Genomic DNA, 16,401 nt, shown 5'->3' on the forward strand with positions numbered 1-16,401 from the left:
GCGCGAGGCCGCCGAAGCGGTCAATGGCCGCTGTTGAGCGCCGCGATCGCGAGGCCGTTGTGCTGCAGGTTGCCCGCGCCGCCGGCGATGTTCACGCCGATGTTGCCGGTTGCACCCGTGAGGGTGTTCGCGCCGAGCATCGCGGTGCCGACGAAGCGGCCGTTGATCTGTGCGCTGGCCACTTGCGTGTTGTCGTCCGTGGCGATCATCGCAACCGTGCGTGCGCGGCCGGCATCGACCGTTGTCGTCGAACCTGCCAGGCTGTTGTTCTGCACGTTGCCGATGCCCGAGGCGACGTTGACGCCGACGTTGCCCGACACGCCTGCCAGCGAACCGTCGCCGATCGACGCGTTCAGCACGAAGTTGTCGATGCGGGCGCGGCCCGACGACGCCTGGTTGCTGAAGATCTGCGCATTGCCGAACACGTTGCCGACATCGACCGAGGCCAGCGACACGTCGTTGCTTTGCGCGTTGTCGATGCCCATCGCGATGTTGAGGCCGAGGTTGCCCTTGACGCCGGTGGCGGCATTGGTGCCGGTGGTGGCGGTGAGCGTGCCGGCGGTGCGGGTGTCGGTGACGGCGGTGACGCTGCCGGAGGTTTCGGTGCGCTGTGAGCTATAGGTGTTGTTGAAGCCCCAGATGTCCGAGCGGCCTGTCAGCGAATCCTGTTGCGTGGAAATCGAACCGCTTGCAGCCGATTGCGATTCGCTTTGCATGGAGGACGCGCCCCACGCGTTGCCGTATGACGAGCTTGTCCGCGAGGCGCTTGCATCAGCATGTTGATGCGAGGCGCTGGAAGCGTTGGCCGATGACGACGCGCCCCAGGCGGCGCCGGCGCCACCGACGATATAGCCGCTCTGGCTTTGCGAAGCGCTGCCGCCTGCCGTGAAGCTGAACAGGCCGGGCAGGAAGTAGCCGCCGATTTGAGTGCTCTGGCTGCTGCCCGAGGCGCCGGCTGCGCCGCCGACGATGAAGGCCGAGCCACCCGAGTTGCCCGATTGGTGCAGGCTGGACGACTGATTCGCGGTGGCGCTTTGTTGCAAGGATGCCGTGCTGTACGACCCGCCAGCCACCCAACCACTGCTGTCGCGAGACATCGATCGGGACGATTGCGCCGTGTACGACGCGTCGTGCGACGACGACTGGAATTGACCGTGATACGAAGAGCCCACGTTGCTTCTCGTGGCCGACACGTTATCCACCGACGTCGTCACCGAGCCCGTCGTATAGCTCTGATACAGCGGCTCCAGCGACACGTGATTCAACGACACCGTCTGGTTGTTGTTGATCACCGCGCCGGCGCTGCTCGACACGCCGACGGCGCCGTACAGTCCGACAAAACCGAAGATGCCGACAGCCTCGGTGACCCCGGTAACGTTGTAGAGGAATGCGTCGGCCGCTTGGGCCGATCCGGCAACCGAGACGAGAACCGCGGCTGCAATGACAGTGCGTTTCATGATGCGCTCCGATACGGAAGTGGCTAGTTGATAAAAAGCGTGCCCGCCGGGGGACGGAGCACAAAACTGTTTGCCGTGGTGTTACCGGCGCCGGCTGTCTGGTTGACTTGCACGATTCCGCTGATATGCTTGAAAGCGTCGCCGCTAATCGACACCTCCCGCATTCCCCGGCCCCCCGCCGGTATTCCCAGGCCTCCGGCCTTCGAAGCCGTTTCGGACAGTTCGGTATCCGAAACGGCTTCGATCCCTGCGCCCAGCGTGCCGATGGCCATGCTGTTGCGCTGTAGATTCGCGCTGCCCGCGCTTTGATTCACCATCACCGCACCCGACAGATTCGACAACGCGCCGCCCTCGATGCGGGCCGCCGTGTCGCCGGTGCGCGCCACGCTGGTGGCCGCCTGCAGCGACGAAAGATTCGCGCCCGCCGCGGTGCCGATGCCGATCGCCAACTGGTTCGCTTGCGCATTGCCGGCACCCACCGTCTCGTTGATCTTGAGCACGCCGCTGATATCGCGCGCCGCGTTGGCGCCGATCGTCGCGACGCCGGCCACCTGCGCCGTCGATTGCGCCTGAACGGAGGCTGCGGCAAGCAACGCGAGCGCCGGCAGCCAGCACGCCCGATGCGCAAATATCATTCGCATGACGAAACAATCTTTCGATGCCGGTGCGTGACGGGGGCGGCGGCTCATTTGATGGCTCCCAGCGCCGTCACGAGCGGCGAGATCGCCCCGGTGATGGTGGTCGAGATCGTGCCGCCGATGGTCGTGATGCCTGAGGTCGGGATGCTCACGCCGCCTGCGCCGCGCCCGAGCGGGCCGGCCAGGTCGGCCGTCAGCACCTGGGTGACGGCGGCCACCGTCGCGCTGGTGTTGGCCACGTTGCCGCTGGCGATGCCGAGCGAGCCGCGCGCATTGGTCAGATCGAGGTCGGACGCCAGCGTGCCCATCATCGGATTGAACGTGTTGGCCGGGAACGTGGTGGCGCGCACGCGCACCGGGTCCTGGTCGACCGGCACCGGGCGATACGCGATGCGTGGCGTCACGTCGCGCAGTACGATCAGGTCGCCGGGGTTCTGCGGCGCCTGTTGCGCGTGGGCCGTGCTCGCGGCGCCGACGATCGCGCCGGCGGCGCCAAGCGCGGCGAGCGGAGCGACGAACGGAAAACAGAGCGGATTCATGTCGGCATCCTTGGCGTATCGGGTTTCAACTGAGGGGCTTCAACGGCGCGTCAGGCTGAGGCTGTTGCCCTGCATCGGGCGCGGCGCATCGGCCGGGACCGGCAGCGGCGACGGCAGGGCCGGCGGCGCGAGTTCGTCCCACAGGGTGACGCCGTTGCGCGCGGCAGCCAGTTGCATCGGCGAGGCCGACACCATCATCGTCATGCCGGCGGCGCGGCCGCGTTGGGCGGCCAGGGTCGTTTCGTCGAGCGACACGTCGCGCGGGCCGGCCAGCGGCAGATCCGTCGCGGCGAATTCGATCGCCGCCACCGCCGGCAGCACCTGGGCGTGCACGGCGGACAGGCTCGCCGCGGCGATCAACGCGGCGGCAACATTCAGGCAGAGGTGGCGGGGCAGGTTCGACATCGCAGGTCTCCGGTGTGCAAGACATACAGCGAGGAGCGTGCCAACGTCGCAAAAGGCACGCCCCTGCTCGATTGTCTTGCGCGCACCAGGGCCTGCGGGCTGTAAGGAGAACGAAAACGTATCAGCCTTGAAACACGGCCTCGTTCACGGCCGACAAGCTTCGCGTGAACGACGTGGAATCGCGGTTCGCGTGGCACGGGAAATACCCTGAGCGATGCCGCATGCCGAGCGTGGCGAACCGTACGGAACGCAAGCGCTGGCGGGCCGGACGCGGATCGGCCGTGAGGCGGCCATCGAGCGGCACCGGTCCGGGCCGGTGTCGCGCGAACGTATCAGGCCGGAACCACTGTTAAGAAACGATGCGGAGCAGGTGGCCTGAAGGTGCGAATCGACGTATCGGGCGCGCGCCGTGTAGCGAACGCGAGACGACACGGCGCGGCGGCGCGCACGGCGAAAGAAAGCAACGGGAGAACGGTAAAGGACCGTGAACGGCGGCCGGCTCGTGATCGAACGAGCCGGCCGCGTCAACCGGCGATCAGGAAGGGCGCAGTGTCGCCTTGTGCGGCATGGTCTTGATGACGGCCCGTTGTTCGGGCGGCATCGCCGGCGGCTTGGCGGGCACCGAGAAGCCGAACGTGTTCCAGCCGTCGTCGCAGCTCACGAACACCGCGCCGCCATGCATGTCGGCGACGGCCTTGACGATCGACAACCCCAGCCCGTGATTCTCGTTGCTGTTGGTGCGGGCTTCCTCGAGCCGGTAGAAGCGCTCGAACATATGCGCGCGCTTGGTCGGATCGAGCGAAGCGCCGGGGTTGGCGACGGCGATCTCGACCTGCTCGCCGGTCGCACGGATCGTCACGCGGATCGCATCGCCGGGCCGCGAGTGCTGGATCGCATTGATCAGCAGATTGGTCATGGCGCGGCCGAACAGCGAGGTATCGACGCTCGCGCGCGCATCGCCCGACAGCTCGGCGCGCAGTTGCGCGTCTTCCAGCGAGAACTCGAGGAAGTCGAGCATGCGCGCCACCTCGTTCGCCAGCGACACGTCGCTGAGGTTGGTCGCGCGCTCGCCGCGATCGCTGCGCGACAGGAACAGCATGTCGTTGACGATCACGCGCAGCCGCTCGAATTCCTCGAGGTTCGATTGCAGCGTCTGCTGCATGCGCTCGACCGTGCGCTCGCGCGAGGTCAGCGCCACCTGGGTCTGGCCGATCAGGATGCTGACCGGCGTGCGCAGCTCGTGCGCGACGTCGGCGTTGAACGATTCGAGCCGGTCGTAGGCCAGCTCGATCCGCTCCAGCGCGCCGTTGAACGAACTGGCCAGCTCGTGCAGCTCGCTCGGCAGCGCGTCGGTCTGCAGCCGTTGCTTGCGGTTCGCGGGGCTCAACGCCGCCGCTTCCTTCGACAGTTGCGCGAGCGGCTCCAGCCCGAAGCGCGTCACGGCGCGGCTCAACAGCAGCGACACCACGGTGGCCGCGCCGATCAGCGCCGCCAGCGTCAGCGCGATGAAGCGCAGCATCTTCTGGGTGCGGTCGCAGGCGGTGGCCACGATCAGCGTCAGCTCGGGATGCGTGCCGTTCGCCGCGATCGTGGTGGTGCGCGTCATCACGTTGTAGCTGCTGCCCTCCACATGCTTCAGGTCGAACTCGCCCACCGGCACGTCCACCGGCGTGCCTTCCACCGGCTTGCCGAGCGTGTAGGCCGGATCGGGGCTGGTGACGATATAGCGCGTCGAGCCGTCGAGCGGTTGCAGGTCGGTCAGTTTTTCCTGGGTGATGTGCCAGCGCGCCGGGGTGCTCGCATGCGAGAGGATCATCTCGGCCACCTTGGCGCGGGTTTCCAGCGTCGCGCGCAGTTCGGCGAACAGTTGCCGTTCCATCATCGCGAACAGGCCGATGCCCACCAGCGAGAACACCAGCAACGAGGTGATGGCGAACATCACCGACAGACGCATCGAGATCGAGCGTTTCATGGCAGCCCTCAGCGACGCAGGTCGGCTTCCGGCTCGTCGCGCACTTCGAGCACGTAGCCCATCCCGCGGATGGTATGCAGCAGCTTGTCGGAATACGGGCCGTCCAGCTTGGCGCGCAGGCGCTTGATGGCGGTTTCCACCACGTTCGCATTGCTGTCGAAATTGACGTCCCACACGAGTTCCGTGATGGTCGTCTTCGACAGCACCTCGCCGCGCCGGCGCGCCAGCACGCCGAGCAACTGGAATTCCTGCGCGGTCAGATCGAGGCGGATGCCGTTGCGCGAGGCGCGGCGGCTGATCAGGTCCACCCGCAGGTCGCCGATCGAGATCAGCGTCGATTCCTGCACGCGCGCGCGGCGCGTCAGCGCGCGCAGGCGTTCGATCAGTTCGAGGAACGAGAACGGCTTGGTCAGGTAGTCGTCGGCACCGCCGCGCAGGCCGCGCACGCGGTCGTCCACGCGGTCGCGCGCGGTCAGCATGATGACCGGGGTGTCCTTCTGCGCACGCAGCGCGCGCAGCACGCCGAAGCCGTCGATCTTCGGCAGCATGACGTCGAGCACCACCACGTCGTAGTCGTATTCGACCGCTTTCCAGGCGCCGTCCTCGCCGTCGGTGGCGATATCCACCACCCAGCCTTCTTCCGACAGCCCGCTTCTCAGGTAATCGACGACCTTCGGTTCGTCTTCGACGATCAATACTTTCATTCGGATTTCCCGTTGGCTGGCTCGGAGGCGGACCAGCCGCCGCCGAGCGCTTTTGCGAGATATACCACCAGCGCGGCCCGTTGACCACGAATCTGCACCTCCTGGCGCTCGCTGGTGAGCAACTGCTGTTGCGCGCTGATCACGTCGATGTAGGCGGTCAGGCCGCCCGCATAGCGGTCGCGCGCGAGCGAGACGAGCTGGCGCGAATCGTCCACGCCGGCGCGTGCGCGGCGGCTGGCCTCGTCGAGCGTCGACAGGCCGGTGACGGCGTTCTGCACTTCCTGGAACGCGGTCAGCACGGTTTGGCGGTAATTGGCCTGCGCGGCCGCGTAGCCGGCCTGCGCGTAATCCACGCCGGCCTTGAGCCGGCCACCCGAGAAGATCGGCTGCGACACCGACGCCCCCACCGACCAGACCAGCGACGGCACCGAGAACAAGCTGGCGAAGCGGGTGGCTTCCCAGCCGATGTCGGGCGACAGCGTCAGGCGCGGAAAGTACGCGGCGCGCGCCACGCCGATCTGCGCGTTGGCGGCGGCCATCGCACGCTCGGCCGACGCCACGTCGGGCCGGCGCTGCAACACCTCGCTCGGCAGGCCCGGCGGCAGCGCGGGCGCGTTCAGCGGCTGCACGCGGGGCGCGATCGAGAACGACGGTGCGGGCGTGCCGGTCAGCGTGGCGATCGCGTGCTCGTATTGTTGCCGCGTGTTGCGCAGCAGTTGCGCCTGGGTTTTCGTCGCGTCGAGCTGGGCGCGCTGCTGGAGCAGATCGAGCCCCGATACCGCGCCCAGTTCATGCTGCGCGCTGACGAAATCGAGCGCTTTCTGCTGCAGCGCCACCGAGCGGCTCAGGACGTCGATCTCGGCATCGGTTTCGCGCAGCGACAGGTAGGCAGTCGCGAGATCGGCCGTCAGCACGAGGCGGGCATTGGCGAGATCGTCGGCGGATTGCTCGGCGCCGGCCTGCGCGGCCTCCACGGTGCGGCGGATGCGGCCGAACAGGTCGAGTTCGTAGCTGGCCGCGGCGCCGAACTGCGTGTCGTTCTGGACCGTCGAGTGGTTGGTCTGCGCGTAGTTGGTCAGCGGGCGGTCGGCCGAGATCCGCGAACGGCTCGCACCGGTGTTCAGGCCGATCGCCGGCAGTTGCGCGGCCGAGGTCGAGGCCAGCGTGGCGCGGGCCTGCGCGTAGTGGGCGGCGGCGGCGGCCAGCGTCTGGTTGGCGGCCAGTGCCTGCGTTTCGAGCTGGTTCAGCAGCGAATCGTCGAACACGGTCCACCAGTCGGGCGTGAGCGCCGCGTGGGACGGGCGGGCGCGTTGCCAGTAGGTGTCGTCGGCCGGCGTTTGCCAGGTGTCGGGCGTGTCGACGGCCGGGCGATGGTAATCGGGGCCGACCGTGCAGGCGGCCAGCCACAGGGGGGACGTGGCGGCGAGGGCGGTCAGGGCGGCGCGGCGGGCGAGGGGGGCTGAAAACCGTTGGCGCTTGTGCGGCGATGGCGGCGAATCGCCATCCAGCGCACGCGCCGATGCGACGCGCGCGAGCCGGCCCGAAGTGCGAAGCACGGCGTTCACGCTCCGGCCCCTGAAGCAGTCGCAGCATTCGAAACGCCCGAAACGTTCGAAGCACCGGAAGCACCGGAAGCACCGGAAGCACCCGAAGCGCCCGAAGCACCCGAAGCACCCGAAGCACCCGAAGCACCCGAAGCACCCGAAGCACCCGAACCGGCGGCCGCCGACGAAGCCGCCTTGCCGCTCCCGGCCACCGTTCCCTTCACCACCACCAAGTCGCCGTTCGCCAGCGAATCGCTCGGATTCAGCACGATCCGATCACCCGCCTCGATGCCTTCGTCGAGTTCCAGCGACTTGCCGAGCGTGCGGGCGATCCGCACCGGCCGCAGCGTGACCCGGCCGTTGGCGTCCACCACGGCCAGCGTCGGCCCTTCGGCGCGGAACAGCAGCGTGTTGGCGGGCACCGTCAGCGTGCCGACCGCCGCCATCGGCAGCGTCGCCTTTACGTAGGCGCCCGGCAGCAGGCGGCCGTCCTGGTTGGGCAGCGTGATCTCGATCTGCAGCGTGCGGGTGGCCACGTCGATGGCGCGCGCGGTGTGCGTGACGGTGCCGTCGAAGGTCTGGCCCGGCAGCTCGGTTTGCGTGACGGCCACGTGCTGGCCGATCCTGATCTGCTGCGCGTAGGTTTGCGGCACGCGCACGTAGAGCCGCAGCCGGTCCGCCTGCGTGACCATGAACAGCGCGCGCCCGGTGCCGCTGTTGCCCGCGTTGATCAGGTCGCCCACGTCGATATTGCGCTGCGTGACCACCCCGTCCACCGGCGCGACGATCTTCTGGAAGCCCTTCAGCTCGGTCAGGCGGCGCACGTTCGCCTCGGCCGCGGCCAGGTTCGCGACGGCCTGATTGAAGGCGCCCTGGCGGTCGTCGAGTTCCTGCTGCGAGACGGCGTCGCGCTGGCGCAGTTGCTGCGCGCGGTCGAACGAGGTGCGGGCCAGCGCCTGCGACGATTGCACCTGCTGGCGCTGCGCCACCGCCTGCGCGAATTCCTGGTCGACTTCCGGCGTATCGAGCTCGGCCAGCACCTGGCCGGCCTTCACATGCGTGCCGATATCCACGTCCCAGCGCGCCACGTAGCCGCTCGCGCGTGCGTAGATCGGCGCTTCCACATAGCCGCGCAGCGAGCCTGGCAGCGCCAGCCGCGTGTCGCCGGTCGCCGGGCTCGGCGTGACCACCATGACGTACTGGCGCGCGTTCTGTTCGGCCAGCTTGTCGAGCTTGCCGTGATTGAAGTAATCGGCCACCAGCGTGCGCGCCGCCAGCACGGCCAGCACCACGCCGGTCACGATCAGCGCGAGCTTGGTGCGCCGGCGCACGGCGGTGCGGGCGGGCAGGTCCAGCCCCGATTCCTCGACGTGCAGCCCGACGGCGCTATGACGTTTCTCTTCCATGAGTTCAACCGGTCTAAAACGAATCCAGGGGTCAGGACGCTTCGGCGCGATGCGCGCGCCGTTTCGCCAGGCGATGATGCACGCCCGCGAACACCAGCGGGACGAAAAACAGCGTCGAAACGGTGGCGAACAGCAGCCCGCCGATCACGGCGCGGCCGAGCGGGGCGTTCTGCTCCGCGCCTTCGCCCAGCCCGAGCGCCATCGGGATCATGCCGATGATCATGGCCAGCGCGGTCATCATGACCGGGCGGATTCGCGTCGCGCCCGCCTCGAGCGCGGCCGACAGCGCCGGCACGCCGGCATCGAGCCGCTGCCGCGCGAACGACACCACCAGGATCGAGTTCGCGGTGGCCACGCCCACCGTCATGATCGCGCCGGTCAGCGCCGGCACGCTCAGGTGGGTGCCCGTCACGAACAGCATCCAGGCGATGCCCGCCAGCGCCGCCGGCATCGCGCTGATGATGATCAGCGGGTCGATCCACGACTGGAAGTTCACGACGATCAGCAGATACACCAGCACGATCGCCATCGCCACGCCCGCGCCGAGCCCGAAATACGAGCTGCGCATGGTGTCCACCTGGCCGCGCAGCGTGATGGTGGTGCCGCGCGGCAGCGTCTTGCGGGCCTCGCTGACGATCCCGTCGATGTCGGACGCCACGCCGCCGAGGTCGCGCCCGTCCACGCTGACGTACAGGTCCGTCACCGGACGGATGTTGTAGTGCGTGACCACCGCCGGATCGACGCCGCGCTTCAACTCGGCCAGGTTGGCCAGCAACTGGTACGGCGTGCCGGGCGCACCCGAGGCCGCGATCGGCGTACTGAGCAGGTCGCCGACCGAGTGGATCTGGTATTGCGGCGTCTGGATCGTCAGCGGGTATTGCACGCCGGTTTGCGGATTGACCCAGAACGTCGGCGTGGTCTGCGAGGTGCCGGCCAGCGAGATCAGCATGTTCTGCGCGACGTTCTGCGCCGACAGGTTCAACTCCTGCATCCGCGTGCGATCCATGTAGGCCGTCAGCGTCGGCTCGTCGATGCGCTGCAGGATGTGCGCGTCCACCGCGCCCGGCACGGTGCGCACGCGCTTGAGCAGGCGGCTCGCGATCGCCATGTTCGAGCTGGTGTCGTTGCCCTGCAATTGCACGTCGATCGCGGCCGGCTGGCCGAAGTTGAGGATCTGCGTGACGATGTCGGACGGCTGGAAGAAGAACTCCACGCCCGGGAAGCGCTCGGGCAGCACGCGGCGCAGCGTCTCGACATAGCCGTTCGCCGGCGGGTGGCCTTCCTTCAGCGCGATCATGATCTCGCCGTCCAGCGTGCCGATCGTGCCGGCGTTGCTGTACGACAGGTTGATGCCGCTCGACGGCAGGCCGAGGTTGTCGACGATGGTTTCGAGCTGGTCGGCCGGCACCACCTCGCGCACCACCTTCTCGACCTGATCGGCCAGCCGCGCGGTTTCCTCGATGCGGATGCCCGTTTGCGCGCGCATGTGCAGGCGGATGTTGCCGGCGTCGACGCTCGGGAAGAAATCGCGGCCCAGCACGAAGATCAGGCCCGTGGACAGCACGCAGAAGCCGAGGAACGCGATGGCGGCCGCGCGGCGGCGCACGATCAGCATGCCGAGCAGCACGATATAGCCGGCGCGCAGGCGCTCGAACGCGCGGTCGAAGCCGTGATGGATGCGCGCGAAACGCGACGGGCGGCGGGCCGGCGCATGCGTCGCGTCGGCGGCCGTGGCGTTGGCGCTGTTGGCTCCATCGGCGCCATCGGCGCCGTGCGCGGCCGGCGCATGGGCCGCGTCGCGCCGGAACAGCAGCATCGCCATGGTCGGCACCAGCGTGCGCGACAGCACGTAGGAGGCCAGCATCGCGAACACCACCGCCTCGGCCAGCGGCACGAACAGGTAGCGCGCCACGCCGGTCAGGAAGAACATCGGCACGAACACGATGCAGATGCACAGCGTGGACACCAGCGCCGGCACCGCGATCTCGCCCGCGCCGTCGAGGATCGCCTGGCGCAGCCCGGTGCCCAGGTGCAGGTGGCGCTCGATGTTCTCGATCGTCACTGTGGCGTCGTCCACCAGAATCCCGACCGCGAGCGCCAGCCCGCCGAGCGTCATGATGTTGATGGTCTGGCCCAGCGCGGCCAGCGCCAGGATCGACGTGAAGATCGACAGCGGGATCGAGATCGCGATGATCAGCGTGCTGCGCCAGTTGCCGAGGAACAGCAGGATCATCATCGCCGTCAGCAGCGCCGCGATCAGCGCCTCGTGGATCACCCCCTGCACCGCCGCCTTCACGAACACCGACTGATCGAACAGCGAACTGATCTTCAGGTCGGCCGGCAGCGTGGCCTCGACGCTCGGCAGCAGCGTCTTCAGCGCGTTCACCACCTGCAGCGTGGACGCGTCACCCGTCTTCATGATCGACACCAGCACGCCGCGCTGGCCGTCCTTGCGCACGATGTTGGTTTGCGGCGAGAAGCCGTCGCGCACGTGCGCCACGTCCGCCAGATAGATGGTCGCGCCGTTCTGGGTGCGCACCGGCAGGCGGTTCAGCTCGGCCACCGAGTCGGGCGAGGCGTTGGTGCCGACGCGATATTCGGTCGGCCCGATCTTGGCGGTGCCGGTGGGCAGGATCAGGTTCTGCACCCCCACCGCATTGACGATGTCGGACGGCGTCAGGCCCTTGGCCATCAGCGCCTGCATGTCGAGGTCGACCGAGATCACGCGGGTGCGCCCGCCGTACGGATAGGGGATCTGCACGCCGCGCACCGTGATCAGTTGCGGGCGCAGGAAGTTCAGCGCGATGTCGGCCAGCGATTCCTCGCTCAGCGACGAGCTCGACAGCCCCAGTTGCAGCACCGGAATGCTCGACGCCGAATAGCTGATCACGAGCGGCGGCGTGGCGCCGGGCGGCATCTGCCGCACGATCGACTGGGCCGACGAGACCGTCTGTGCGATCGCAGTCTGGGTATTCGCACCCGGTTGCAGGAACACCTTGACGATGGCGATGCCGGGCAGCGTCTGCGATTCGATGTGCTCGATATTGCTGACGGTGGTGGTCAGCGTGCGTTCATGGACCGAGGTGATGCGCTCGGCCATGTCGCGCGCCGAGAAGCCGCTGTAATTCCAGATCACGCTGATGACCGGGATATCGATCGAGGGCAGCACGTCGGTGGGCGTCCTGACCAGCGCCAGCGGCGTCGCGAGCAGGATCATGATGGCCATCACGATGAACGTGTACGGGCGGCGCAGCGCGAGATTGACGATCCACATGGAGGCAGGCGGGGGGGCGGCTCGGAGGGTGGGGTGTAAGGTCGGGACTGGATGATAGTCAGGTGGCCGGGGCGCTTTCCTGACGCCAGGATGGCTGAATTGTCAGGAAGCGGCGGGCGCGATCGGCGGGCAGCCAGGCCGCGCGGGGCCGTGGGGCAGGCGGGTGGCGGCTGGGCGGGCGGCGGCGGTCATGGGGTCAGGGTTAGCGATCTCAGGGATAACGTGGGTTGGTCTGGCGCGAGCCTGTCGTTTCCATGACGGACGCCCCACAATGCGCCGAGTAGCCTGACACATTTCGAAACCGGCCGATATCGCCGATAACGAGCGGGCCGAGCCCGCGGGAGACGCAGTCATGACGCAGTTGTTCGAGGATGGGCTGGGCCGGCGCGACGCGAACTACGTGCCGCTCACGCCGACCGATTTCATCGCGCGCGCGGCCGAGGTGTACGGCGACCGGCTCGCCGTGGTGCACGGCGCGCAGCGCTATACCTGGGCCGAAGCCTATGCGCGCGCCCGCCGCCTGGCCGGCGCGCTGACGCAGGCCGGCATCCGGCGCGGCGACACGGTGGCCGCGCTGTTGCCGAACATCCCGCCGATGCTCGACGCGCACTTCGGCGTGCCGATGACCGGCGCGGTGCTCAACGCGATCAACACGCGGCTCGACGCGGCGTCGGTGCTGTTCGTGCTGCGTCATGGCGAGGCGAAGCTGCTGATCGTCGATACCGAATATGCCGAAGTCGCGCGGCGCGCGGCCGAGGAGCTGCCGGGGCTGCGGATCGTCAGCGTGGCCGACGCGATGCCGGCCGACCCCGCCAGCTTCGCCGGCGCGACCGACTACGAGGCGTTCATCGCGGGCGGCGACCCGAACACGCCGTGGTCACCGCCTGCCGACGAATGGGACGCCATCGCGCTGAACTACACGTCGGGCACCACCGGCGATCCGAAGGGCGTGGTGTATCACCATCGCGGCGCCTATCTGGCCGCGCTGTCCAATCTGTTGGAATGGGACATGCCCAAGCACGCGATCTACCTGTGGACGCTGCCGATGTTCCATTGCAACGGCTGGTGCTTCCCGTGGGCCGTGGCGGCGCGCGCGGGCGTCAACGTCTGCCTGCGCAAGTTCGACGCGCGCACCGTGTTCGACCTGATCCGCCGCGAGGGCGTCACCCACTACAGCGGCGCGCCGATCGTGCACAGCACGCTGGCCAATGCGCCGGCCGAATGGCGCGCGGGCATCGATCACGTGGTGCAGGCGCAGGTGGCGGGCGCCGCGCCCGCGCCGGCCGTGATCGCGCGGATGAAGTCGATCGGCTTCGCACTGACCCATGTATACGGATTGACCGAGGTATACGGGCCGGCCACCGTGTGCGCCGTGCAGGACGGCTGGGCCGCGTTGCCCGACGAGGAGGTGGCGCGCCTGACGGCGCGCCAGGGCGTGCGCTACCACCTGCAGGCCGGCGCGACCGTGCTCGATCCGGACACCATGACGCCGGTGCCGGCCGACGGCGAGACGCTCGGCGAGATCATGTTTCGCGGCAACATCTGCATGAAGGGCTATCTGAAGAACCCGCGCGCCACCGACGAAGCGTTCGCCGGCGGCTGGTTCCATACCGGCGATCTCGGCGTGCTGATGCCGGACGGCTATATCCGCATCAAGGATCGCCGCAAGGACATCATCATTTCCGGCGGCGAGAACATTTCGAGCATCGAGCTGGAGGACGTGCTGTATCGGCATCCGGCCGTGGCGGTGGCGGCCGTGGTGGCGCTGCCCGATCCGAAATGGGGCGAGGTGCCGTGCGCGTTCGTCGAGTTGCGCGAGGGCATGACGGCCACCGAGGAGGAGATCCTCGCGCATTGCCGCGCGTTGTTGGCCGGCTACAAGATGCCGAAGGCGGTGCGTTTTGGCGAGCTGCCGAAAACCTCGACCGGCAAGATCCAGAAATTCCAGTTGCGCACGCAGTTGCGTTCGGATGCGGCGATCGACGTGGCGGGGGATTGAGCGCGGGCGGCGTGTCCGGCTGTTGCGGCGCGCCGCGCCGGATCAGCGCGTGACGAACGGCGCCGCCGCGTCGGGCGCGGTGCGTGCATGGCGGCGCTGACGCAGCAGCGCGACGCGACAGTTCTCGCGGGCCACGTCGCGGCCCGCGTCGTCGAGCAGCACCAGATCGCCGCGCATCACGTTGAACGTGATCACGTTGCCGGTCGGCGAGGCGACCGTTTCCGGCGTGTGCACCGAGCCGGCCGGCTCCAGCACCGTGCTGCCGGCGCGCGCGATCCAATCGTATTCGCGGTAGCGCCATTCGCCTTCCAGCGTATAGACGAACACCGTGCCCTCGTGACGATGGCGCGGCAGCGTCGTGCCGACCGGCATGCGCAGCAGCACCGTCAGCTCGTCGCGGGCCGCATCGATATGGAGGTACTTGATCGCCAGGCCCGGCAGCGCGTCGGCCATCGGCAGCCACGGCAGGTCGTCGTGTTGCAGGCAGTGGATCGGCGGCAAGGCGGCGGCGGCTTCGGTCATGGCGGTATCGACGGGGAGGGAGAGCGGGAGCCGCGATTATCGCAGAGCGGCCGCGCTGCGCTTCCTGTTGCCGCCGCCGCTTCGTGCTGCGCGCTGCCGGTTCGGATCGGCCGGCGCCTCGCGGCGCGTTCGGCGTTATACAGGGGCACGCGGCAATGCCGCCCGCCGGTGGTCGGCGCGGCCGGCCGTTGCCGCGCCAGCCCGACCGATGACCCGAATCCCATCCCTTCGCCTGCCTGCCGCCGATGCGCCGTCCTTGCCGGACGGTGCGTCGTCGAGCATGACGCAAGCGCGCGGCGCTGACGCTGCGGGCGCGCCGGGCGGCCGGATCGCCGCGCTGAAAACGTTGGCCGCCGACACCCATCGCCCGCGCGGCGCGGTGACGGCGCGTCGTGGCGAAACGGTCGAACGGCTCGGGCGGTTGCGCACCGAGCTGTCGCGCATCGCGCCGCTGCCCGATTCGGCCGATGCGGCGCGCGACGCGATCCTCGCCGCGATGGCGCGCGCCGGCCTTGCCGGCTGGACCGTGCCCGAGTTGCACGACGCTACCACGCTGTGCTACCGCGACGGCTCGAAGCGGATCGACCTGATCTCGCACGGCGTGGTCTTCAACCCGTGGGGTGCGTTCCGCATCGTCGACCTGCGCGCCGGCGCGGCCGTCTATTTCGAACTGGCCGGGGCCGGCCCGCGCGAGTTCGTTGCGCCGCGCGAGCGCCGCTCGCCGGTGTCGCTGCCGTCGGCCGGCAAACCGGCGCCCCGGACCGTTTAGACTGCGCGTTTCCGCCTCAGCCACTTCGGAGCCGCCCATGAAGCGCATTCTCGTCATCGGTATCGGCAGCGGCGATCCCGATCATCTGACCTTGCAGGCCGTCGACGCGATGCGCCGCGCCGACGTGTTCTTCGTCATGGACAAAGGCCCGGCCAAGGCGACGCTGGTTGCGCTGCGCCACGCGATGCTGGCGCGCCATCGGCCCGACGGCGGTTATCGCGTGGTGGAGGCCGCCAGCCCCGAGCGCGGCCCGGACGGCGACAGCTACGCCGACGCGGTCGCGGCGCTGAATCGCGACAAGCAGCAACTGTTCGAGCGGTTGATCGGCGACGAACTGCGCGACGGCCAATGCGGCGCGTTCCTCGTGTGGGGCGACCCGGCGCTCTACGACAGCACGATGCGGATCGTCGGCGCGATCGCGGCGGGCGGCCGGCACGAAATCGATTACGAGGTGATCCCCGGCATCAGCAGCGTGCAGGCGCTGGCCGCGCGGCACCGCGTGCCGCTCAACGAGATCGGTCGCGGCGTGGCGATCGTCAACGGCCGCACGCTGCCGGCGCGTTTGCCCGAGGAGGCGGACAGCGTGGTGGTGATGCTCGATGCGCGCAATGCGTTCGAGCGGGTGGAGGATGAGGTGGATATTTATTGGGGCGCGTATGTTGGTACGCCGGATGAGATTTTGCTGGCGGGGCCGCTGGCCGACACGAAGGACGAGATCGTACGGGTGCGGGCCGAGGCGCGGGCGCGGCATGGGTGGATCATGGATACGTATTTGTTGAAGCGGCGCGTGCCGTCGGGGGACTGACGCGGGCGGCGCACGTCTCGGCTGAACCGGCGATTTTTCCTTGCCCCGCCTGCGAACAGCTTCGGCCACGACGCTGACTCGCGGCCCGGGGCACCGAGTCAGCCGCGGCGGCAAGCAGCGGGCGGCGTGAATCGTCCATGTCGCGGGCGAAATCCGGTAACGGGCCAGGCAGCGCTCATTTTTAAGCAAATCGGTGCGGGCGCGGGCGGAATGACGTGCATCGATTCGGTGACAAATAGCAAGCTCACGGCTCGACGGTCGGCACCGAGGAATCGCGTGTCAGGATCTGGGCCGCACGCTATGCTGTGTGCTTCGGCCGCCTGGATGCCCTGATCCAGCCCTTATTGGCCGTCACCGCAGCCGATGC

At 68.6% G+C, this 16,401-nt stretch carries 13 protein-coding genes; 3 read left to right on the forward strand and 10 right to left on the reverse strand.

What is annotated here, in order from left to right; translation table 11 throughout:
• Positions 1-20: 20 nt before the first annotated feature.
• From AB4851_RS12925 to AB4851_RS12965, 9 genes are all read right to left on the reverse strand, one after another.
• Complete coding sequence (locus tag AB4851_RS12925; RefSeq protein ID WP_414447529.1) at positions 21-1,457, reverse strand: cell wall anchor protein; 1,437 nt, start codon at positions 1,455-1,457, stop codon at positions 21-23.
• A 23-nt stretch (positions 1,458-1,480) separates the two neighbouring features.
• Complete coding sequence (locus AB4851_RS12930; RefSeq protein ID WP_414447530.1) at positions 1,481-2,146, reverse strand: hypothetical protein; 666 nt, start codon at positions 2,144-2,146, stop codon at positions 1,481-1,483.
• The gene (locus AB4851_RS12935) at positions 2,143-2,634 is read right to left on the reverse strand and encodes a hypothetical protein (protein ID WP_414447531.1); all 492 of its coding nucleotides are present in this window, start codon (positions 2,632-2,634) and stop codon (positions 2,143-2,145) included. The genes AB4851_RS12930 and AB4851_RS12935 overlap by 4 nt, the downstream gene beginning before the upstream one ends.
• A gap of 39 nt (positions 2,635-2,673) precedes the next feature.
• Positions 2,674-3,039, reverse strand: a complete 366-nt coding sequence (locus tag AB4851_RS12940) for a hypothetical protein (RefSeq protein ID WP_414447532.1) — start codon at positions 3,037-3,039, stop codon at positions 2,674-2,676.
• 535 nt (positions 3,040-3,574) lie between these two features.
• Complete coding sequence (locus AB4851_RS12945) at positions 3,575-5,011, reverse strand: heavy metal sensor histidine kinase (protein ID WP_414447533.1); 1,437 nt, start codon at positions 5,009-5,011, stop codon at positions 3,575-3,577.
• A gap of 8 nt (positions 5,012-5,019) precedes the next feature.
• On the reverse strand, positions 5,020-5,715 hold the full coding sequence (locus AB4851_RS12950) for a heavy metal response regulator transcription factor (protein WP_414447534.1): 696 nt from the start codon (positions 5,713-5,715) through the stop codon (positions 5,020-5,022).
• Complete coding sequence (locus AB4851_RS12955) at positions 5,712-7,151, reverse strand: efflux transporter outer membrane subunit (RefSeq protein WP_414449183.1); 1,440 nt, start codon at positions 7,149-7,151, stop codon at positions 5,712-5,714. Before AB4851_RS12955 ends, AB4851_RS12950 begins: the two co-directional genes overlap by 4 nt.
• 125 nt (positions 7,152-7,276) lie before the next feature.
• Positions 7,277-8,665 carry an efflux RND transporter periplasmic adaptor subunit gene (locus AB4851_RS12960; protein WP_414447535.1) on the reverse strand — a complete coding sequence of 463 codons (1,389 nt, stop codon included), beginning with the start codon at positions 8,663-8,665 and terminating at the stop codon, positions 7,277-7,279.
• Positions 8,666-8,696: 31 nt separating this feature from the next.
• The gene (locus tag AB4851_RS12965; RefSeq protein WP_414447536.1) at positions 8,697-11,939 is read right to left on the reverse strand and encodes an efflux RND transporter permease subunit; all 3,243 of its coding nucleotides are present in this window, start codon (positions 11,937-11,939) and stop codon (positions 8,697-8,699) included.
• A 352-nt stretch (positions 11,940-12,291) separates the two neighbouring features.
• Between AB4851_RS12965 and AB4851_RS12970 the strand changes: the two genes are divergently transcribed.
• Positions 12,292-13,938 carry an acyl-CoA synthetase gene (locus AB4851_RS12970; RefSeq protein WP_414447537.1) on the forward strand — a complete coding sequence of 549 codons (1,647 nt, stop codon included), beginning with the start codon at positions 12,292-12,294 and terminating at the stop codon, positions 13,936-13,938.
• Between the two features lie 42 nt (positions 13,939-13,980).
• Here the strand turns inward: AB4851_RS12970 and AB4851_RS12975 are convergent, their stop codons facing one another.
• Positions 13,981-14,460, reverse strand: a complete 480-nt coding sequence (locus tag AB4851_RS12975) for a 2,4'-dihydroxyacetophenone dioxygenase family protein (protein WP_414447538.1) — start codon at positions 14,458-14,460, stop codon at positions 13,981-13,983.
• A gap of 208 nt (positions 14,461-14,668) precedes the next feature.
• Between AB4851_RS12975 and AB4851_RS12980 the strand changes: the two genes are divergently transcribed.
• A complete protein-coding gene (locus AB4851_RS12980; protein WP_414447539.1) occupies positions 14,669-15,229 on the forward strand; it encodes a hypothetical protein in 561 nt (186 codons plus the stop codon).
• A gap of 37 nt (positions 15,230-15,266) precedes the next feature.
• On the forward strand, positions 15,267-16,034 hold the full coding sequence (cobF, locus tag AB4851_RS12985) for a precorrin-6A synthase (deacetylating) (protein WP_414447540.1): 768 nt from the start codon (positions 15,267-15,269) through the stop codon (positions 16,032-16,034).
• Positions 16,035-16,401: the final 367 nt, after the last annotated feature.

It is taken from the genome of Burkholderia sp. 22PA0099 (assembly GCF_047497165.1).
GTDB lineage: Bacteria > Pseudomonadota > Gammaproteobacteria > Burkholderiales > Burkholderiaceae > Burkholderia.